The organism is Alkaliphilus hydrothermalis, assembly GCF_016908555.1.
GTDB lineage: Bacteria > Bacillota > Clostridia > Peptostreptococcales > Natronincolaceae > Alkaliphilus > Alkaliphilus hydrothermalis.
The window spans coordinates 1-22,459 of the sequence record NZ_JAFBEE010000015.1 but is presented as its reverse complement, the minus strand read 5'-3'; the positions used below and the strand labels follow the sequence as shown (position 1 = coordinate 22,459).

Here is a 22,459-nt window from a genome sequence, read left to right as displayed (position 1 = left end):
TGCTATAGGATAGGCTTAACATTCTGTAAAATTTATGTTACTCATCCATTTAATTAATTTGATAGAGAACCTTTTATTAACCTCTAAAACTACTCCTTTTATCCCTGTATAATGAACTTATGCACTGTTTTACAGTGTAAATAAATTCAGTAGTGTAAAGTAGCCTATGAAAAACTAAAGTAAAGAAAACTGAACCTAAAAAAGTCACGAAATCTACTTTTGAATTAGAAATACAGGTCTTTAAAGGCCATGGTAAATGTTTTAGTTGCAAAATTAAATGGTCTGCTAGCCACCGCCACCCTTGACAGCATGGCAAACAATGCTCTGAAATTTTTACCGACGGCGAAAGAACTCAAAAACAGATAGGTATCACCGTCTGATTCACAGCATTTTAGCATTGTTTTACCAAGCAATCAAGGGCATGTCCAAAACAGAGTTTTGGATGGCTAGGTACCTCAGGCTCAAGAATCTTAAAACAGATATGCTAACCTTTGTTCTTTTGCATTGTTAGGATTGTCTGTTGTCCAAGGAAAATGAGGAGTTGCCACTTGGCAGGCATATTTTCAGCTTTTCGTAGCATGTCAACATCATTTAAAGATCGTTTCCATTGATGTAATTTGTGAGGTCTTAAGAAGTTGTAATAAGCTACCCAAAGACCTACACCATAGGTGGCACCATCGTCACTACCATAATCGCAAGTAACACGGTATGAAGCTTTAAAGGTTCTATTGAGTCGTTCTATCTTTTGTTTAAATGGGCGGTACTTTGTGGAGACAGGATCATCGTTTGTTAGACCAATTACTTGTGTAATGTCGAAGTTCTTATTTTCTTGAATCATAAATTGCTGACTTGCAAGGGGATAGGCACTATAGCCATCGGCAACAAATTCAAGCTTTTCTCCAGGGAACTTTTTAAATTTTTCAAAAGCCATACGCATAGCAAGTATACAGGGACCAGTTGCTCTAGTATCGGAGACTTGGTACCCTAAGATGGATCGAGAAATTACATCCATAATGAACCACACATAACCTTTAACACCTCTAACTTTGATATAAGTTTCATCAGCAGCTAAAGAATTAGAATGTTGATAGTCATAGGTATCTATAAAAGGCTTAATCACAACTGATGCAGTTCTCGCATAATTTGCCACCATAGTATGGGAGATATTGATGTTATGGACTTCTTTTAAAGCCTGAGCGGTTTTTCTTAAGGAAAGACCAAGGTTTACATGATAAGTAAGGCATAACCCCATGACATGGGCATTCTGTCTTCTAAATTTGAAATTTGTAGCCCAACGAGGCAGCGCATGTAGGTCCATTTTGAAGAAGTCAATACTAAACTCACGGTAAATGTAGTGCAACTTGTATTTATGTTTATCTTCTGGTGCTAAGTCTTTAGGAAGTTTTCTGAGGTTAGATAAGTAGTAAGAACATTTTTTGTTAGTACATTTGTGAACTCTAAAATGTTTACGATCTTTCTTTGGAACAAGGGTGTGCCCGCAGTAAGGGCAGGTAAGAACTAGTGGTCTTTTCACTATTTCACCAGTATTAAAAGTCTGCCCACAAACTTTACATTGATACTGTCCTTTGCCATCATTATTATCATAGATGTAATGGTGCGGAGCACTACAACGGGGGCAGAAGGTATCTTCTGGAATAGTTTTACCATTACGCCTTTGTACAGCTTTGATTTTTTTAGAATAAAGAAATTCGTAGTACTGAAGAAGAAATTGATAATCCTGTTTTTCAAATTTTAAAATTATAGGAAGCTTATCAACCTTGAATTTCTGATACTCAGGGCTCCTTGAATCATCAAACATCCATTGTTTAAGAGGAATATTTTTAGAGATAAATAAAATAAGTTGAAAAATTTGTCTCTCTAGATATTGAATATAGTAGTAAATAAGTTATAATTGAATCCAAAACAATGACATCCTTTCATGGAAATTGTGGTTTGGCGATTACAATTATAACAGAAAAAGGGGGTCATTGTTTTTGTTTGCAAAAAAAACTATGTAACCCTTGAAAAGTTTAAGTTAAATATAAAAAAGTAGTGCCGAAACTTGACACTACCAGTTTTTACAAGGGGGGTATTAGATGGATAATGTCTATCAAGAATTTTCTACAGATACAAATGCTAAAAATATAGATGAGCTTATGGTATTAATTTTAAGTGCTAAAATGATAGAAGAGGATGAGTAAAATCATCCTCTTGCTTTTATTAGATATGAACTCAAGTGTATTTCGTTAAACTATTGATATTCTCTCAAATTCTTGATACACTCTCTTTGGTATATAATAGTTGTGGTAATTATATTTTACCAAAACTAGTATATTCTTTGGAGTTTGTCTTTTTAAATTTTTTTCATAGAAAGGGCGTCTCAACCCTAGAAATTATTTTCTAGTTAGAGACAGCCACTTTAACAAATTAACAATTTTAATCTATACTACCGTTAATATTTAATCTTAATATATGAACTAAGTCATCATATTAATTAATTGATGTAAAAATCCTATTTCTGGTTTATGTGGAAGACCAACAACCGTAGTTCTATCTAAAAATCTATTTAATTCTTCACAGCTGGTTTCTGGCAATAGCGTACAGGCATGACAGGCCCCTAAGTTAAGAGAACTGAATCCTTGACCACTGCTTTCTATGCATAGAGGATCATTAGAGCACCATACGGCATTAACTACAGCTTTACGAACTATAGGGTTTAAAAACTGTGGTTTGGCCTGCCTTACTAATCCTCCCATTGTTCCTTCAGAATCACCGCTGGCTGTATATAGCAAAATTCCAGCCATTTCAGGTTCTTCTTCACTCTCATTGCAATATATTCTTTCTCGTATTGATGCACTAGAATATCCACATTCAAAGCTTAATTCTCTTATAAGTAGGTGGGCAAGTGTATGAAGGAAAACAAACTTAGGTGTTATTAACCTACTTTCCTGCTTTAGTTGTTCAGTAAATTCATTATAACGGTTATTTATAAGTTTTATCTTTTCTACTATTTCTGGCGTACTTTGTACCCACTTATCTAATTTAGAAGTACTAAATGATAAGAAAATACCTTCACCTCGCACTTCAATTGCTGGAAGCCATTTAATGCTAGAGTCTTCACTCACAGGTACTGCTACTCCTTCTCGTTCCTCTTCATCAAATAAATAGTTTCTTTCCAAAGGCCTCAAACGGCTAAATGCCACATGAGCTCTAACTTCTCTCAGCCTATGTACTAAAACAACATTCTCTATACCTGGAATATTGTATTCCGAGGCCTGTCTTTCTTCAATATGGAAGTCTTTTGATTTTTTACTTTCTTCTTCAATGCAACCTAAAAAAGCTTTAAATTCCTCATATCTATAACTTACCTCTGTTTCTCTAAACTCACATATATTGTCTTCTTTATGCAACAACTTCCATACTAATTCTGCAACTTCCCCTGTTTTTCTATTAATATCTTTTGCAATAAGGTCACATGCTTGTTTAAAAAAAGGTGAGTTTGGATCTCCAAAAGCCCCTCTTTGCCCCTCTATAAACTTATATCCATCGTGACCTATGACGTCATTAACTAGATCATCTGAATAGGGAGGAATAACAATTGAACTCACAATTTTGGGAAAATACACATTAGACGCACCACGTTGCAATGTTCTTGGTGTTCCCCCACAGCCTTCATATTTATTAATCCAAGGCTTAAAACCCTTGCACTTATTTTTATGTATATCTTCTCCGAATGCACCTTGCATACTTCTTTTTTTTCCGCAGCCCGGTGATTTACATTCTACACTTATTCCTCCAAGTCCAGAGGCAGTGCCTCCTGTTGACAGCTTTAGGTCTGGATTAGAACAAGGTTCATCTTTATGTACCCAATCAACCCAGGGAAAGTCATCTATATGTCCCTTATCACATACCATTACAAATCTAGTAGGAATCAACTTTATACTACATGTATGACAATACGGTATTCTCCAACTATACTTTTGATTTTGAAGCCTATTATAATTATTCCTCCATTCGTCAACATGTTTTAATGAACGACACTTGGGACAAAATAACCATTTAGGAAACCTAAAAAAAGGGACTCCATTTTTACTTTCCTCGTATGAGGGAGGCATTTTGAAATAATTAACACCTAATCTTTGCTGCAATCTTTCGTCTCTAATAATCGTTCCAACATTATTTCCCCATAAATCTATGCCTGCTGGCATTAATGATTCATCTGGGAAATCAACAATACTACCAACCCCAAAGGGTGTTATAAATTGGGCCCTCCTTATTGCTTGATATCTTATCCCACTATTATGGGTCTCTCTAGTCATTTAACCCACCTCCACTTATTCCAAGACAGTAACATTGCAGTCTACATCAACATTTCTCATAGATTGTAATGTCTCCCAATGCTTATCATTTTTTTTACCTGCTGTATATAACAGGTGGTCCTTTTCACCTGTAGAGTATGTTAGCTCCTGTCCATTATTTATACATTCCAACCAAAAATCTATTAAATAATTTAACTGATTCATTGTATTATCAGTCTCTTCGGTCATAACATCATTAACTCTAGATTGGATATATTCTACTATCTTTTCTAAAGCATCTCTACTGAATCTTATAGCATCATTATCTTTTCGAAGTCCAGCCCAATGTCTAACGAGAGTAACTAAAACCGCATGCAAGCCTCTATCTCTAGCTGGTCCTGAAAAAGGTGTAACACTCGTTGGTTCGACATAACGGTAGAAAGCTTGGTGATAAGCCGTGAACATTTCATAGTGAGATCTATCTCTTGATCTAGCACCATCATATAATGTAAAGATTAATCCTGGATATTTTCTTCCTACGCGGCTTGTTGCTTGAATGTATTCCGATGTTGTCTTAGGTTGATTTACCACTATCATTAGTCCTAATCTATCAACATCTACTCCTACTGATATCATATTTGATGCTAACAAAATTTCAATTGCATTGCTCGGATAAGCAACATTTAATTTTTCAAGTATTTTGGGGATTTCTTCAGCTTTTTTTCGACTAGTTAGTTCTTCTGCCTCATAATAAACTCTCGTTTCAACTCTCCTTCTTCTAGATATTCTCCGTACCTGATCTTTAATATCATCATCTGCAAGGGTTGATGTTTTACCAATATCTTTTAGAGTATTGAAGTATCCTACTAACGTCCAATATTTATCTAGAACTTCTTCTGAATAATCTAGTTCTTTCATATATTGAAGCAATGCAGCCATAGCTCTGATCTGAGTTGTAGTAAGCGTTCTACCAGTCGAGAGGATACCTGCATATAGACGACCAGGCTTTTCTTCTAGGGAATCTTGTCTGGCATAAAATGAATCTTCCGCATTGATTCCTGGTGGTGGGAACTGACTTACACTACGATTATATAGAGCTTTAACTTGATCCTCTGCCCTTCTTATTGTGGCAGTTGATGCTATTATTTTAGGCTTTACTCCCTTTGCAGAGCATAGTGCATCAAGAGCAGTTTCATATAAACCCACTACCGTACCTAAGGGCCCTGATATCAAGTGTAGTTCATCTTGAATAATTAGTTCAGGTGTCAGGTTTTCGTTATTATCATCCAAAGCAAATATATTAGATATCTCTTTTTTCCAGGGCATTAAAGCAAACTTATCTACAGTACCGAATAATAGTGTTGGTGGATTATTATATATATCTTCATCGACAATCCTTATGGGTAACTCATTATTAAAATCACAGGTTAATTCTGTGCAGTGAATAATGAATCGTTTGGGTCTTAGTCCTTTTTTGTAACCCCAGCTACCCTTATTTACTTTCCCTATCTTCTCTCGAGAAAGCTTTGTACCACACCAAGGACAGTTTAAAACTTGAAAAGGGTTTTTATCTTCTGTACCTGCAACCAATTTGTCTTTTACTCGTAGTGCTTCATTAATTTCATTAGGTGTTGAATCCGAACCGATCCATAACCCAATACTAATTGTGTCTTTTCCTAATTCTTCAGGATTTTCTTTTCTAATCTTTTCACATGCGCATATCAATGTACTAGCTCTTTGGAACTGCTGTGATGTCAGCAATCTTAATGTATATCTCATTATAATTGTAGTACCGCCAGACAGTTCTTTTTTCGTTATTCTCCTCAGGAAAATAGTGTATGCAGAGACACCTAAGTATGCTTCAGTTTTACCTCCACCAGTAGGAAACCATATTAAATCAGTTATATCTCTATCTTCACTTTCTTTATTTGCTATGCCTTCTATATTTAACAAGATAAATGCTAGTTGGAATGGTCTCCAACTTGCTGCCTTAGCTGCTTTTTCATCATTCATTTCTTTGTATCTTGGCCAAAGTATAGCATCTTCGTTAGGATATTTTAACTGACTCTGGAGTTCCGAATGTAGTCGTTGCATATACATTGCAGTATTAGCGAGTTGAAATGATCTAAATACATTTTCATCTGTATTTAATAAGTCTACTCCTACCTTCATTCTTTTTAATGCAATACTGCAATTATTTAAATGTCTATTTGCTACGTCTATGAAATCTGAATCTAGCGAATCCTTCAACTTATTTGTATCCTGAATCCATTTATCATATTTTTGGCAGAACTTAAATAATAAGTCAATTATTTCAGTTTTTGAAAGGGTAGATAAGTCAGATAAATTTTTCATTGAAAGGACTGGTAGAATATCCGATATTTCATTAATTTCAAATTTTAGTTGGGGTACTTCCTTATAAGGAATGATTTCTGTATTAAGTTCATTGACCCTATCCGAGTCAACATTAGACCATGAAACTGCACAACCATGGCCAGTAGCGTATGTTTTATAATTCCTGTATAACATTGCATTTGATAATTCTTCTAGTTCATCTGTGTATTTATTATGTATATTATAATCTAAGAATTCTGTTGAAGAGTTTACTGCTCTAGCCTTAAAATGAGTTTGAAAGAAGCACTCATCACAACTTTTTTCTCTCTTGGACTTATTTGTATTGATTAACGTAATAGTGAATAGAGTAATATTTCTATCTTTATCAGGTCGCCTAACACAGAATAAGTTTAGTCCTTCCATTATTTCTTTTTCCCATTGAATAATATTCTCTGTGTTGTCCTCGGGAATGATTATAGATTCATAAAGGGGAATTCTCTTATATCCATTATGCAAAAACTCGTATAATTTATAAATTGCATTCTTATATCCATCATGATTGAAGAGATTTAAAAGCCCCTCTCTTTCTTCTTTAGTAATCTTATCTATCAAGCTAATTGTTTTATCTTCATCAGAATAATGTAATTTTTTATCAAATAAGTAGCTTGCTTTAACACTTTCAGGGATATATTCTACATAGGCGTAGCATTCGTTAGGCTTTGGTTTTCTATATATTGCAGTATTAATTTGAACCTCTATAGAAGGGCACATACCATTAACATAAAAGCTCATCCCTAAAGCGGACGGATAGTATTGATTTGAAATATTAATAGCATTATCTAAATGCTCGTTACTTTGAGTCTTGTCACTTCCATCCGAAATATGGTTTTGTCCAGTATCATCATTTTCTTCTTCTATTCTAACATTCTGATTCTGAGGGTACAGAATTCCAATCGAATATCTTTCTAGTGGACTTTCGCTTATTATTTCCTCTTCAATATCTCCATACCTTTCCGAACCTGGACCTGCCATTTCTTTTGATAAAGATTTTAATAAATCAATTCTTAAATTCCTACAATCATTAATCAACTAGACGCCCCCTTTGTAATAAGTCTAATATTTTCACCTGCACTACTTCTTCAAGGTTTTTATTAAGTAAAATAATTAACATTTGCTTTGCCCTTGTCATTGCAACATAATTTACACTGCTTATCCAGTCATTATCTAATTCTTCAATGCCTATAAGAATTATAATCTTATTTTCCATCCCTTTATATGCCTGAACACTACTATATGATACTATCCCTTTTGAAAGATTTGCGGCATTGTCATATGTTATCTTTTCTGGTTTATGATTAATATTCAACCCTTTAATTATAGAATTTTCCATTTCAGGACTAGGGTATAAGATTGTTATGTCATGATATTCTACACCTTTAGACTTTAATGATTTAATCGTATCAGCCAAGATCGTTATTTGATCACTTTTATTTTTGTAAAAACTATATTTTACAGCTTCTCCAGTTTTGACTCTAGTCTCTTCTATATCATAACCAGACATCATTGATGCGGCATCTGCAATGTTTTTAGTGTTTCTACAATTGAAGTCTAGTACATATTCTGCTGCTCCAAAATTTCTTAAACTATTGGCCAGTCCTTCATCAAAGTTACCAAACATATCTGCCTGTTTATTAGGGTCATAAAATATCGCCCAACTACCATTTTCAAATCCGCCCTTAATTACATAATCTAATGCCATAATATATTCGTAACATAAGAAGTCTTGACCTTCATCTATAATTAGATAGTCATATTCTTCTGACACATCATTTAATGCTCGAACAAAATAGTCTGGGTATAGAACCTTATAGAATTCATTCTCTAATATCTCTTGTTTTACATATTTAAACTCCTCACATATAATTGAATTTACTATAACACTTTGGAAGTATTTATGAATTGAGTCTACCTTTACGTTACTATAGTCTGAATTAGAAAGAAAAGTAGCCTTTAGTTTGCCAGCTAAAATTTTATTGAAACAAAGCATTAGAACCTTCTTGCCTGATGTACCAAGCCTCCGAGCTTTTTCTGCCGCTAGAAGAGTCTTGCCTGTTCCAGCAGTTCCTCTGAAGAATACCCTACTGTTATATTCCATTCGATCTAGAGCTTTATATTGTTCCTCTGTGAACTTTATAAAGAGTTCTTCATTATCATCCATTGTAATATTAAGTGGTTTTATTAACTCAAAGTCTCCTCTTAAATAGTTTATAACCTCACTAATCCTACTTTTGTGTAAGTATCCTTTTTGAGGATGTTTTTCTCTCCAGTGGTTAATCAATCTTCTTAAGTATTGTGCAAATGGTTTTAATCTATCGTCTTTATCATAGATAATATGATTGTCCCATTCTACAGACACATATTTGAAAGGTATATCAGGAAATAAAACCCCATAACCAAATAGACATTCATTAGTTATGCCTGGGAATCGATTAGATAAGTTTTTCATTAAAGAGAAATGTGCTTGAGAAACTTGTTTAAAAGGGCCTTCTGATTTTTTATTTATTAACCCATATCTATTAGTAAAGTGCCATAGGCCATCTTTTCTCTTTACATCACCACCCTTTACCTCTAAAGAGAATATCCCTTCTTTCCCTACTAGTAAAAAATCTACTTCTCCTTCAGTCTTAGTGGTATGTTTAGCTAGACCTAGTGAGTGGAAGCAAATCCAATCATCTAGATAGTTGTCATTTCTTATTTTATTAAACAAGTTTTTTTCAGCTGCACTTTTTACATCTTTATGTATGTAAGGTGGAATCATCTTTGTCAATTAGTATCACCTCATCTAGTAATTTTCACGGTCAATTAATCGATTGACCTGACTGGCGGGAATACTTACACTATGTAAATGTATCTTCTTTACAATAACTGCATGAGCATGTTTAGATAAATCTTCCTGAATTTGATCGAATAGAGGATCCTCGTTAATTTCCTCGGCGGTCAATGAGTGTGCTATTCTAGAAGCTAATATTTTTCCAATTTTAACATGTAATGCTCTAATTAATTTACCTGATCTAATTACATCCAATATATTTTCTTTGAGGTCTTGGTCATTAGTTAATTCCAGTATATTGTATAGTACTTGGTCGTCAGGACAGATACAGTCATTAGAGTTCATCCACCACTTAACAGTCTCAAATCCTCTGGTACAACCTGTCTCCATCAATTTTCTATGTAGTTCTTCAAGAGATAAATTGTTTTCATTAGAATACCTGATTAAAGCTTGTCTCCAGACTTTTACCAGTTCTGATTTTTCTTTTATATCTTGTGATGCTTCCTTTAATGTGTCAATTACTTTTTCAAAAATATCTTCTTTAGAATCTTTTGAAAATATAATTTCGTCACCTATTTCAAGATCTTTAACCTTTTTCTTTTTAATAGTTTTTTTGTTATAATCAAATATCCTGCACCTAAAACCGTCTGTTAAAAATGCAATATAATCATCTTCAAGTTCTACAGGGAATGCCTCATATATTTTGTTTTCATTATTATAGCTGTTTTCAGTTATAGCAAAATCTTTAATGGCATTAATAATATCGTCAGTTCTATAAGTGTAGATTGAATCTTCAAATTCTATATCATTATCTCTAACAGCAGCTACTTCGTCTACAATTCCTATCATCTCTGATTGTTTTACAAAAAAATCTGATCTTTTTTTAATAAAGTAATCTAAAAATTTAGCTTCCTCTTCATAGCATATAGTCCTATATTCTCTAATCCCTGGTTTTAAGAATGCTCTTTCTAATTTTTCACCATACAACCCAGTAAAAATAACTTTATCATATAATTTATCTGATTTTAGTAACTCGTTTAAGGTTAGTACTTTAGCCATACCATACGGATATACTCCTTTTAATTTATGTTTTAGTATTAATTGATGTGTTTTATTACTGCACACTATAACATCGTTATTTTTAAATTCTCTATACTTATTTAATACCACCGATTCTTTAGGGTGATATTGAAAATACATATCTTGCACCTTTTCTAACAAATTAATTATTTCACCTGTTGTCTCAAAAATATCACTATCTACAAAACTATACATGAAAATTCTCAACTCTTGTAAATATTTGATGGCTCCATTAAATTCATTTGGAAAATCATTTTCGCTTAAATAACTAAGAGTTACTGGTAAAAGTCTCATTTGCATTAAAAGCCGATATACCTTGATAATATATTTTTCCTGATGTACATTTTTACTATTGTTCTTCTTTACTCTATTTAACAACTGATAAATACTTTTAATTAATTCTGCTGATTCATCTATAATATTAATCTTATGTTGTTGAGATTGAGCAAATATGCGAATCGACTCTTTACTTCTAGCAAAATAATTAATAGTATTATTAATTTTTCCTGTAACAATAGATTCATCTATATTTCTCAATAAATCGACACTATAAGTCTGTAACTTAAAGTTTAAATTAACTAGATTTGTAATGTTCTCTATATTATATTTATGAAGGTCTTCAATTATTGCGATACTACCAATACTTTTATTACTCATGATATTATCTAACGAAGATATATTTCCAGCAGTTTTATTTAGTCCATGTATCAATAATGCTTTTACAGAGTTTCTCATATTTATAATTTCTTCAGCTACATTAAGGTTAGAACAGAACAACACTCGTGGCTCCCTTTGTAGATCATCACAACCAATTCGTTCGAAGTTGTCAAATGATGAGAAATATGCTGCAGGAAAAATAGTATTAAGAGGCATATTATTAATAGTTAATTTTGTATATATTTCTATAACATCTCTTTTGTTCATAACAACGAGTATATCTGATTGGTAAATAATAGGTATTTCATTTTGATCTATATCAAATAATTCTGATAAAAATTTTTTAGTTCTTTTTTGCTTGCTTGGTTTAGGTTTATAATTATTTATCTCTTTTGCATCACCATCATATTTATTTATCTTCCATGCATCTCTAAGAGAAATGGATATATCAATATCTTTAAATCTTATTTTAATCTTTTTCTCTTTAGTCCCATTAAATTTAAATTCATATATTCCAGAATACTCCCCTAAGCAACCATTGTATTTAATTTTATCATTAATTTTTAGAGCTTTGTTAATATCAAAAGTATTAGTGTCCATATCTCTTTTTAATAAAAACAAAGGCAATACTGATATAACGAATAAAATTAGGGGTAATGCTGTAGGATATAGTACAATTTGGTTCTTATCTTCTGCATGTGTTTCAATGTTTCTAATAATTAAGTCTTGTATGATCAATTTTTCTGTTTGATTTAGCGGATAGTCTAAACCGTCATAACTGAACCTTATTTTATTGAAAATTTCTGAAAATTCACTAAACATATCTGTCACCTACTTTCAATAATGAATGCTACTATACATAATTAATATTTATATTTCTACTTTTAATGGGTATTTACCTTCCATAAATATGAATTAATGTATTTTTATTTTTGATATATTGGGGATATATTCGAGGTCATTAACAGCGGATGGCATTAATTATATATTCAGTATTTATATTTATATGCATATACTCCAATTAAATTCTCTGTTACTCATTACTACAGTACTTTACTCAGTAGAGTCCCAAAAATAAGTTTGTTGTTTTAATCGAAAAAAAGAGCTAGGTTGCCCCTAACTCTGTTTTTAAATAAGCTATCTAATATTAGTATGATTATGTATTTGATATAATAATTTATTCTTTTATCTTCAATACTTATTAGACACGTCTAGATAGCTATAGCTCGCTCACTGCCACTAACTGTCTAGCCTAGCTGCAGCGTCCATTCTTTCCATTTCATCTATCATTTTCCTTGCCACAGCACGTACTACAGGTACTGCTACAGAATTCCCAAATTGTTTATAAGCCTGTGTATCTGATACGGGTATTATAAACTCTTCTGGGAAACCTTGAAGTCGTGCACATTCCCTAGGTGTTAATTTCCTAGGATTTTTGCCCGCTCCTTGGTCTATAAGGATTTCACTTCCATCCTTATAATATCTAGCACTTATAGTATTAGTATATAGAGAGTTCCCATCAAACAGAGAATATCCGAACCCATTTCCTTTTTTCCTATGTTTGTTTTTTCGTCTTATATGTCCTTCCCACAATGCATTGCTGATGGTATATTTTTCGTCTACATTCTCTTGAAGTATATCACCAACTCTGGTCTCTTCAAGGGTTGGCTCTGGGTAAGGAAATTCGTATTCACTATTAAGGCTGTATCTTCGTGCATCGAAACCTACAATATAAATACGTTCCCTATTTTGTGGAACTCCAAAATCGGCAGCTCTTAAAACTCGAGTACTTACATGATAATCTAGTTCGTGAAGACGATTTAGAATTACAGTTAATGTACGTCCCTTGTCATGTCCCTTAAGCTGCTTTACATTTTCAAGTAGAAATGTCTTTGGTCTCTTTTCGCCTAAAATTCTTTCAATATCAAAGAACAAGGTTCCACGGGTATCTACAAAACCTTTCTTTAATCCTGCTTGTGAGAATGGTTGGCATGGAAATCCAGCTAAAAGCACATCAAAATCGGGGATATTTTTTGCTTCAATTTTTGATATATCTCCGCTTGGCTCTTCGCCAAAATTCACTCTATATGTCTTTTGGGAGAATTTATCCCATTCAGATGTAAGGACACATTTTCCACCAAGTTCTTGAAATGGTATTCTTATGCCACCAATTCCGGCAAATAAGTCAATGAATCGAAAATTATAATTACCTACCATGTTTGCATATGGTGCATTAATCCCAAACTGCGTAATATATTGCATTTCTATGTTTGAAGGAGAAAATTCGTTATTTTCCCAACGTCTCAATGTCCTTTCTCCATTTCTTCCCATACCGAGTGCATCTGCAAAGTCCTTCTGGGTAAGCCCTAGCTTTATTCTTTTTTCCTTTATGATTTCTCCATTTCCCATGATTTATCCTCCACATTATCAGGTCGTTATGTCCTCATTTTATCACAAATTTTCATTCGTGTAAAGATTATATCCCTTAACATTCGGCTGCCAATTTTTTTATCAAGTCATCCCTATACTGTCATCATTTCTAAACGCATAGGTTCGCATGGCGTCCCACTGATTAATTGCAAGTACCTTTACTTCACCAAGATTTTCTATGTCACGCACAAAGACACGGCCAATATACTTTAATTTATCAGTTTCATTACCGGGCAGCAAGAAAGCATTTTTTACTGTCTTAACGTTTGGCAATAACCTCGCACCCTTTTTCCCTTTTAGGTTCTCGATTATTGTATGCCTATAAAACAGTTGTTTAATAACATCATGCCATCCTAGAAGACCAACATTATAATTGTAATACTTTGCATCCAAAACATATAATATTGGTCCATCAACTGTAAGTATATCCGGTCTTTGACTAATCTTCCCCTCAATTCCTTCCCATTCTGGTTGTGGAACAATATCCCTAGTAGTTGCATACTTATTTCTAAACAAATAACCGCATATTGCTTCCCAAACATAGCTAAAGTATTGTGTTCCTAGTATTTCCTAATTCATTTCGCTAGTTTTACCTGATTCAGCAGACAAGTAACTTATTAGATTTTTAATTACCGTTATTTCTCTTTGAATATAGGTTTCTTTCAATTCTTGATAGAGGGCAATTATCGCCTTATCCTTGGAGCATGGCAGCAGCTGATATTCTTGAGGGATTGTTTCTGAGTCTACTCCATAAAGCCATCCCCACATTTTCAAACATTCTTTTACCACAAAAAAAATGGACTTTATGTATCAAATTAATATCATCTGTTTTTTTAAATCTGGTTATTGGATAGGTATAAATTACCTGTCCATGATTTACTACAGGGGTAGTATTATTAATTGTCTTATTCCAATCTGTTCTACCTTTTGGTGATTCAGTGAACAGGATTTTTTCCCTTCAAGTATTCCATATGCCAAATAATCTTCAATAATTTGAAATGCTACAGCTATCCGTGCATTATCACTCCCCATTCCATATAATAGTTTATTTTCTTCTTGTTCATGGTATGGTTCATTCCTATATCTCATAAGTACTTTTTCAAACACCCCTGCATGCTTATACTTTTCATCAATATTTTCTGGTATTGCATAATTTTTAGGTAATACTAATACAGGTACATCATTTAAGATGACCATGCCAGTAAATTTAAATTGAAACATATCATCATGTACGGTGCAAATATCAGGAAGTCCTCTGAGATAATCTGCAATCCTTGGATAAACCTTCATGCTGTAGAACGTGGAGTCATTGATTCAAATTGGTTTTATATCCATGTTCTCACTCCTCGCTTTCAGTATACTCTCCTTCTAATTCCTCTGTTATTTCATTCAATTCAGCCATGTTGTCAACAGTCATATAGTTGATATCTTCATTACGCTGAATTAAATCCAAAACATCTTCGACTTCAAACTTCTCAGATAAATCAGCGAAGTTATTAATATCACTATTAAAGAAAGAATCTCTAGAATGCCTCAATACATCATCCCACAAATATAAGAGTAATTTATCAATGGAGCGTTTTTTTCCAATTTTTTCTGGCTTAATAAAAAATGGCCCTACCAGTTTATCTTCGTCAACTTTTAAAACCCCACCACTTAATTTCCTGTTGATCAATTCAACAAACCTGCCCAGTATACGGTTCTTCCCCCATAAGTCAGTTTAGCTTTTTCGCAGACAGTTCCTTTTATATCAATTCTAACGTACTTGAAATTCCATCTTCTTTTGAAAGCTGAATCCATTGGTCTAACTCCTTGGTCAGCACTATTCATTGTTGCTACAATATTCAAATTTGAAGGTAGCTTTATGCCATTTTTAATATAGTTCTTAATTCCTTCAATTGAAAACAAATACGCATACAAATCCTCAGATGGTTCAAATGTATATTCGCTATATCCCTCTGCATCTCTGTCAAGAAGCTGAAATACCACTCCAAAAACTGATGCTGCATCAGCACGGTTGATCTCCTCTATCAGTAATGTATGCATGTTCTATGGATCCAACCAAGCTTCTACAAGCACTTTGATAAATGGTCTAGGAACAAATTTGTAGTCGATATAAGGTTCGCCTTTATCCATAAGTTGTCCATCTATGGTCTTAAATACTTTATCCGTCTCCTTATATACTGGAACAGGCTTGTAAACACCAATGAAATCAAAATAGGAATACTCTGAATGAAAAACCACTCTTCTTGTTAATGGTGCTTTGCCATACCTATCTTCCAAATATCTACTCTTCCCAGTGCCTGGTGCACCGTAAACTATCTCATTTATACCGCCCGTCTTTCTTTTTATTTTCAAATCCACGGGAATGGTAGTAGTTATATCATGTTTGATAATATCTTCTGGTTCAATCATTTTATTCCATACCGCAGTAAGCGATGGTTCAGTGGAAAGAATATAAGCTATATCAGCAATGTAACCCTGTGACACATTTACAACCCCAAGCAAAAACAAAACTGGAGATACATAGTAATCTCCTCTGTCTATAGTCTTGCTACCAAACCACCATTCGTAATCAGTTATGAACTTGGTAAGATAATTCGTATCGTCTTCTACCGTATCCGAACCCACTTGTATAAAATAACTTTTAATCTTCTCTTTTAATATGCTAATTTTAGTCATATCCTCAATATTTTTCATTTTGACTATATATTCTTTTTTGTCCTTGCTACTATTAAACATGTTAGCTAGAACTTTCTCAGTCTCATTCTTGTACCTAACAATCTCGACTACATAAGGCACCATGAACGAAGCTGCCAAAAACCACTGATTAGGAATATACATTTTCTTATTAAGAGAAGTAGTTACAGTTGCAGTATATAGCGAAAAACTAACATTCTGAGAGTTTTCTCTTAAATATGTACCATAGGCTTCTTTTAACGTATCTGATAATATAATTTCATTTACCTTAAACTCTTCTTTATATTTTTTCTGCACTGAAAGGGCAATCTCATGTAAATCATTCAGCATTAATAACTCCCTCCTTGTAAGATAAATATAGGGTTAAGGTTCAAAAACCTACCCGAATGTTCTTTGACAATTTCAAATCTATTGTTTAGATGAATCAGTGACACCTAACATTTAAAATTTGTAAATATCGTGCTATAATCTCTTTGTCAGAGAGATAGATGTGCGTTCCTCCTGGATCCTTCTTACTAGAAGACTTATCCGTAAAAAAGCGTGTCACTCCACAAGGACGATTCGATGTTTAGCTGGTTGGGCCACTATTTGGTGTTACCCGTTTCAAATGCAAGGTTGTTTGACGTTCTTCATTTAGTGGATGCTCTGATTCATTTTGAACAGAAAGGTTGTGTTTTTTATGTCTAAATTCATTAATGCTTTTGTTGTCGGTATTGATGTTTCCTCAGAATTTTCTGTGGTTGCAATGCTTGAACCTAGCGGTTCACTTATTCGTAAGCCTTTTCGGATTGATCATAATCCTGCCGGATTCAATAAACTCTTACAGATTCTCAAAAAAGAAGAAGAGCGGTTAAAACAAAAGCCCATCTACTTCGTAGAATCTACGGGTATCTTTCATTTACCACTCTTCTTCTTTTTGAGATCGAATGACCTCAAAGGTTTTGTCCTAAACCCTTTGTGTGTCCATTCTATCAAAATTTTGACTTAAGAAAAGTGAAAAATGATGCAAAAGATGCAGAATCCATTGCAAGGCTTGCTAAATTCCAAGAAGTAAAGTATTCCCTTGTGCCAGAGCCTCAGGTTCTTGCGCTTCGCATGATGACCCGTGAGTATTATGCCCTATCAGATATGCTCACTGAGATGAAAAACAGGCTCTGTACAGACCTTTACTTACTCTTTCCAAGATACCTAGATGTCTTTTCAAATCCTTTCGGAAAAGCCTCTTTAGAGTTGTTACAGTCATATCCTTCCCCTAGGCATGTGCTGGATGCAGACCCACTTGAATTGGCTCAAATAATTTCAAAGACAAGCCGCAAAAACATCCTGTGGGCTCAGAAAAAAGTACATACCCTGTTAGAAATATCTAAAATGGCTCTATCCATGCCCATGGATTTTGGTATCCTCAGTATGAAAATCAAGTTTCATCTTGATGGCATCAGAAGTCTTCAAAGCAGCCTTGATGGGCTTATGAAACAACCTCACTCCATGATTGACGCTGAGGACTTTCCAACTAAAGTCAGAGGATATATTAATCTCCTTGAAGATATGCCCGGCATTGGTTTCTTAACCGCTGTAACACTCATAGCTGAGATTGGAGATTTCTCTAAATTACATTCTCCTAAAGCATTTACCGCATTCTTTGGGATTGATCCAAGTGTAAACCAATCAGGCAAATTCAATGGCGATAGAAACAAAATCTCAAAGCGTGGTACACGATTTGGACGTAGGGTACTCTTTACAGCGGCTCTAGCATCCATTAGGACAACCCGAAAGGGAGATGCAATCAACCCTGTACTAAGGGACTACTATCATAAAAAATGTGAAAACAAGAAGAAAAAAGTAGCTCTAGTAGCTGTTATGCACAAGCTTCTCCATTATATCTTTGCGGTTCTCCGTGACGAAAAGCCATTCATGCTTAGGAGCCCTGAAGAACATCAAAACTGGAGACAAAGTAAAAACTTAGTAAATTCAAAAGCTGTTTAAGCCTTATTACAATGAAAATATTCATATTTTGCCATTGTTCGTATTTTGCATATGGCTAGCTTTGCTGCACTTTTTTTCTAAAATGAGCTTTTTTAAAAAACTTGAAACTAACTATTGACTTTTTTTAGCTGGTCTTATAGTAATCTAGAAATGATCTTTTGAACACTTCCAATAAACCTTTGTGCCGGAACTATAGCTAAATATACCACTTTTTTCATACAATCCAGTATTAACTTTATTTATTGCAACAGCATAAAATCTCATTAATTTACACCATATTAATAAAGACATTAAGTTTTATTAAACCAAACGTCTTTATGTCTTTAGAAGGTTTTCTCATGTTTTGATATGTTATCTTTCTTCTATCCCAAAGTTCTAGTACCTTTTTTCAATATGAATCCTCGGAAAATTATCTTTCTTCATTAATACTTATCTACTTATTATATAAAATAAGTTTTTTTATTCTTGCCCACTATAATTATCATTATATCGCCATGGCTGTTTCTTAAAAGGGATACATTTATTCTTAGAAACACTATTGTTATATATATAAATATAAACGTCATTAAACTGTTGGTTTTCACATATAACTTTAGTTTTTTCACGAAGATATAAGCTGCCTTCTCCTTCCAATAAATCAAGGTCCCTCAGCATGTCAGTATTAATCTTATAAACTTCCCCTTTTACCACCCCTTCTTTACTATGCTTAACCCCTGGATAACTCCCTAAATCATATAAGGTATATCCTACTACTACACCTGTGCCTAGACATTTGGCATTAGACAAGAATCTCTTATGGTTACTGTTACCCTTCATCAATGTCCCATATACAAATACTAAAAAACCGTCTCCTAATGGAAATCCATGTAATGCTTTCTCCATTTCCTGTTTATAATCCTCTCCCCATGCCCCTTGAGTGTGATTATTTTCTAATGCATGTTTTAGACCTTCAAGAACTCCACTAAAGACCTCTGTAAAAACTGGACAAAGGTTAGGAAATTGATCTAGAAAATCAGCCACTTTTCCCTTCTTAAATATCTTCACTGCTGAGAGTCTACCTCTTATATCATCAAATCCATGACCAGAAAATCCTCTACCTGTTGAAGCTTTAAGTCCCTTCGTAAGTGCTTTTTCAAAACCTTCTATTATCTCAGCTTCAGCTAAGGCGTTTATCCAATATTTCATCATAAGAGCAGAGGCGATATAGGTAGTTTCGTACCAATAGGCTACTCTAATGTCACCATCTACACGGGGACTAGGTATTATTCCCCAAAACCCATCCTCGTCTTGTTCTTTAATTAATGACTCCATTAGTTGTCTAGCTTCATTTTGCACTGTATCTATATCAACTAGTTCATCCAATGCACCCCTAAGGTCCTCTACAAAATCATCCAGTTCTCTCCCTATATTTTCCTCATTAAATCTTCTAAATTGTGTTATCATATTCATTCCTCCCATATTCTTTTTTCTCTCATTGTTAAGCTTATAATAACACTTTATTAGAATCTTGGTGCGAACAAAAAATTCGCACTACAGGACATCTAACTCAATAATTTGATCTTCCTCGAGTTCTACTTCTGAATAGGGAGTTTTAACTCGTAATATGTCACTTGAGGGATTAAAAAATATCACCCAACAATCATTTCTTGTCTGTACTAGGCCGTCTTTATCTTTGTATGTAATATTAAAGGGTTTCTGGTTTTTAGCAAGATACATTAACTGACTACTAATATTTCCTTCACTGTTTTTTATCTCAGTAATAAAGTGTTTATGGGCTAAACTTTCATCTCGTAAATTTAAGTACCATTCGATGATAGCATCCGATTCCTTATTTAATACTTCTATCGCATCTAGTACTTTGTTTTGAGCATATTCAGTTAATTGATTCCATATATTTATTGCTGTTGAACGAGCATAGTTGTTATATGCTTTAGTGTTCTCCATTGCCCGTAATCCTTCAAGCATAACCATTATTTGCGAAATATTCTGCATCAATATTATAGGATGAGGGGTTGATTCCATACTTAGAACACTATTTCTCTCATCTACTAATTTAATATTGAGACCTAATAAGTTAAATCCTTGTTCCGTGATTCTTTGAACATCTTTTTCTAGAACACGTCGGCTACATCCTAGCTTAGCGGCTATCTCAGTTAAGCCCATCTTCTTTCCATAGAAATTAGTTCTCTCTGTTTCTCTGAGTAAATATAGACATCTTTCTTCCGGAGTTCCTATTATGTTTTCTACTATAGAGTCAATATTAATTCTAAATTTATATTTTTCATTTAGATATTCTACTAGATCCATATAAAGTTCTTTAGCAAAAGCTTTATCTTTAAAACCAGATATCTTCCCAAAAGAACCTTCTATTGCCTCTGCTATTTGTTGACTTAACATTGTTTTATCTGTAGTTTTAATTACATTCTTTTCTAGAATATCTAGGATTTCCTCTTGAACACATAGAGAATATGCTTCATTACCTAGAATCAGCTTTCTACTTTTTTTACATCCATATTTATAATTGCTATTTATAAAACCCTCAAGCATACTTATAATAGATGGCATTAAGACCCTCCTTTATTGAGTTAATTAATAACATAAAGACTAAAGTTTTTAGTACTACCTTTCTACCTATCTTCAAAATATATATCTTCGTCAACTCTACGAATACTCAAAATATTTTCCATATCAAGGATAATGGTCTCTTCATTATTTTCAAGTATAACTTTATTATATATGTTTCCTTTAGATGCTCTTGCTAGTTTTAAAGTCCCAATATACTTCACCTGTCTTCCTTCTTCTCTATAGGTGATTATACATTCCACTGGATCCTTCAAGAAATATGCAAAAGGAGTTTCTATCATTTGAACTAAACGACTTGAATCTATGAATTTTAAACTTCCATTATCAAAGGTCACAATCTCATCCTCATGTTGATCAATCATTCTCTTCGAGTTTTCAGATAATTGTTCATATATTACATTCGATATTCTTCCTAAGGATTCTTCAAATACAGTGCCCTTACTAAGTAGCTTCAAACCTACTGTTAGTGCATAGATCTCTGCTGAATTTGCTGCTAGAAATATAGGATGAATAATAGACTTATATTTATTCGTACCTCTCTCTAACCCTCGAATATTCATCTCAGTCCCTAGAAAAGTAAATCCATTCTGAAGTATGGATAAATCCTCTGCTACAGTTCTTTCACTGATTCCAAAGTCCTCTGCTATATCACTTCTACTCTTTTCCCCAGAGTGAAGGTATTTTAGCATTAACAATATTCTTTGATTTTTATCATTTACCTTAAAGTTTTCAAAGATATTGTCGCTATAATTGAATCCATACTTTATCTTAAGATGAGCTAAGAACACCTCTAACCGTTTTGATAACTTACACTTGTCATTTGGGTATGATTTAACCCCCTGAAGAACATTAAACATAAATTCGCTTTCATCCCTTAAAAGATCCATCATACTGATATCTAACACTTCTAGAGTTTCTCTATCTCTAGTTTTTCCCCCATAGTAATTTTCGAAAAATGACACTAGATTTTCATAATCTTCTTTTTTGACGCCACCATTTTTTCTGCTATTTTCATATAATTTTCTAATTTCCCAAGCTAATGTTCCCTTCATACTCCCCCTCCTTTTCTCTATTGTAATATTCGTTTACATCAAATGCAATTAATTATGAAGCCCAGCTTCATCGAGTAAAACCTTTATCTAAACTATAATTAAGATAACAAAGAAAGGAGCGATGAAATGAGAAAATTTGTAGTAGCAGATATCCATGGGTGTTATATTCAGCTAGTAGAGTTACTCAATAGGATTAAAGCAGATTTTAATTATGATCAGATCATATTTCTAGGGGATTTCATTGATAGGGGACCTAATAGTTGGGATGTAATTCAACTTTTGATCAGCTTACAGAAAAAGTATGGTAAAGATCATATTATTCTACTGAGAGGAAATCACGAACAAATGGCTATTGATGCTATCCAAAGTGGGTCTAATCGTTATTTTAATGGTTATGATGAAACAGTTAAAAGTTTTATGTAACTGGCAAGTGTTTTTGGCGAAATTTTGGCAAATAATTTTCCTGAGATTTTTCCAGTTTCACCGCCTTAATGTTTTAACTTACTAAAATA

Annotated in this window: 15 protein-coding genes and 2 pseudogenes; 2 read left to right on the top strand and 15 right to left on the bottom strand. The window is 33.5% G+C overall.

Annotated elements, in window-relative coordinates:
* Nucleotides 1-484: 484 nt before the first annotated feature.
* The 12 genes and pseudogenes from JOC73_RS10750 to JOC73_RS10690 form a co-directional block, all read right to left on the bottom strand.
* Nucleotides 485-1,819 carry a DDE-type integrase/transposase/recombinase gene (locus JOC73_RS10750; RefSeq protein WP_330613171.1) on the bottom strand — a complete coding sequence of 445 codons (1,335 nt, stop codon included), beginning with the start codon at nucleotides 1,817-1,819 and terminating at the stop codon, nucleotides 485-487.
* 658 nt (nucleotides 1,820-2,477) lie between these two features.
* Nucleotides 2,478-4,319, bottom strand: coding sequence for a DUF1998 domain-containing protein (drmB, locus tag JOC73_RS10745; protein WP_204403032.1), 1,842 nt, complete (start codon nucleotides 4,317-4,319; stop codon nucleotides 2,478-2,480).
* A gap of 15 nt (nucleotides 4,320-4,334) precedes the next feature.
* The gene (locus JOC73_RS10740; protein ID WP_204403030.1) at nucleotides 4,335-7,721 is read right to left on the bottom strand and encodes a helicase-related protein; all 3,387 of its coding nucleotides are present in this window, start codon (nucleotides 7,719-7,721) and stop codon (nucleotides 4,335-4,337) included.
* The gene (locus JOC73_RS10735; protein ID WP_243427947.1) at nucleotides 7,714-9,450 is read right to left on the bottom strand and encodes an NERD domain-containing protein; all 1,737 of its coding nucleotides are present in this window, start codon (nucleotides 9,448-9,450) and stop codon (nucleotides 7,714-7,716) included. Before JOC73_RS10735 ends, JOC73_RS10740 begins: the two co-directional genes overlap by 8 nt.
* A gap of 24 nt (nucleotides 9,451-9,474) precedes the next feature.
* A complete protein-coding gene (locus tag JOC73_RS10730; RefSeq protein ID WP_204403026.1) occupies nucleotides 9,475-12,021 on the bottom strand; it encodes a DrmE family protein in 2,547 nt (848 codons plus the stop codon).
* Between the two features lie 417 nt (nucleotides 12,022-12,438).
* Nucleotides 12,439-13,608 (bottom strand): DNA (cytosine-5-)-methyltransferase, encoded by a 1,170-nt coding sequence (gene dcm, locus JOC73_RS10725; RefSeq protein WP_243427943.1) that lies wholly within the window; start codon nucleotides 13,606-13,608, stop codon nucleotides 12,439-12,441.
* A 102-nt stretch (nucleotides 13,609-13,710) separates the two neighbouring features.
* Nucleotides 13,711-14,418 (bottom strand): annotated as a pseudogene (locus JOC73_RS15150) (LlaJI family restriction endonuclease).
* On the bottom strand, nucleotides 14,321-14,530 hold the full coding sequence (locus JOC73_RS15525) for a hypothetical protein (protein WP_408626929.1): 210 nt from the start codon (nucleotides 14,528-14,530) through the stop codon (nucleotides 14,321-14,323). Before JOC73_RS15525 ends, JOC73_RS15150 begins: the two are co-directional and overlap by 98 nt.
* Nucleotides 14,509-14,919: a hypothetical protein gene (locus JOC73_RS10705; RefSeq protein WP_204403022.1), complete on the bottom strand. Its 411-nt coding sequence runs from the start codon at nucleotides 14,917-14,919 to the stop codon at nucleotides 14,509-14,511. The genes JOC73_RS15525 and JOC73_RS10705 overlap by 22 nt, the downstream gene beginning before the upstream one ends.
* A gap of 49 nt (nucleotides 14,920-14,968) precedes the next feature.
* On the bottom strand, nucleotides 14,969-15,304 hold the full coding sequence (locus JOC73_RS10700) for a hypothetical protein (protein WP_204403020.1): 336 nt from the start codon (nucleotides 15,302-15,304) through the stop codon (nucleotides 14,969-14,971).
* Nucleotides 15,301-15,675, bottom strand: coding sequence for an AAA family ATPase (locus JOC73_RS10695; RefSeq protein WP_204403018.1), 375 nt, complete (start codon nucleotides 15,673-15,675; stop codon nucleotides 15,301-15,303). Before JOC73_RS10695 ends, JOC73_RS10700 begins: the two co-directional genes overlap by 4 nt.
* A gap of 3 nt (nucleotides 15,676-15,678) precedes the next feature.
* A complete protein-coding gene (locus tag JOC73_RS10690; protein WP_204403015.1) occupies nucleotides 15,679-16,659 on the bottom strand; it encodes a 5-methylcytosine-specific restriction endonuclease subunit McrB in 981 nt (326 codons plus the stop codon).
* 349 nt (nucleotides 16,660-17,008) lie between these two features.
* Between JOC73_RS10690 and JOC73_RS10685 the strand changes: the two are divergent.
* Nucleotides 17,009-18,312: pseudogene (locus tag JOC73_RS10685) on the top strand (IS110 family RNA-guided transposase).
* Between the two features lie 459 nt (nucleotides 18,313-18,771).
* On the opposite strand, the gene JOC73_RS10680 reads toward JOC73_RS10685, so the two are convergent.
* From JOC73_RS10680 to JOC73_RS10670, 3 genes are all read right to left on the bottom strand, one after another.
* Entirely contained in the window at nucleotides 18,772-19,755 is a 984-nt protein-coding gene (locus JOC73_RS10680) for a gamma-glutamylcyclotransferase family protein (protein ID WP_204403013.1), read from the bottom strand.
* 87 nt (nucleotides 19,756-19,842) lie between these two features.
* Nucleotides 19,843-20,877: a hypothetical protein gene (locus JOC73_RS10675; protein WP_204403011.1), complete on the bottom strand. Its 1,035-nt coding sequence runs from the start codon at nucleotides 20,875-20,877 to the stop codon at nucleotides 19,843-19,845.
* Nucleotides 20,878-20,939: 62 nt separating this feature from the next.
* On the bottom strand, nucleotides 20,940-21,947 hold the full coding sequence (locus JOC73_RS10670; RefSeq protein ID WP_204403009.1) for a hypothetical protein: 1,008 nt from the start codon (nucleotides 21,945-21,947) through the stop codon (nucleotides 20,940-20,942).
* A 126-nt stretch (nucleotides 21,948-22,073) separates the two neighbouring features.
* Between JOC73_RS10670 and JOC73_RS10665 the strand changes: the two genes are divergently transcribed.
* On the top strand, nucleotides 22,074-22,370 hold the full coding sequence (locus JOC73_RS10665) for a metallophosphoesterase (RefSeq protein ID WP_204403007.1): 297 nt from the start codon (nucleotides 22,074-22,076) through the stop codon (nucleotides 22,368-22,370).
* The last annotated feature ends 89 nt before the right edge of the window (nucleotides 22,371-22,459 follow it).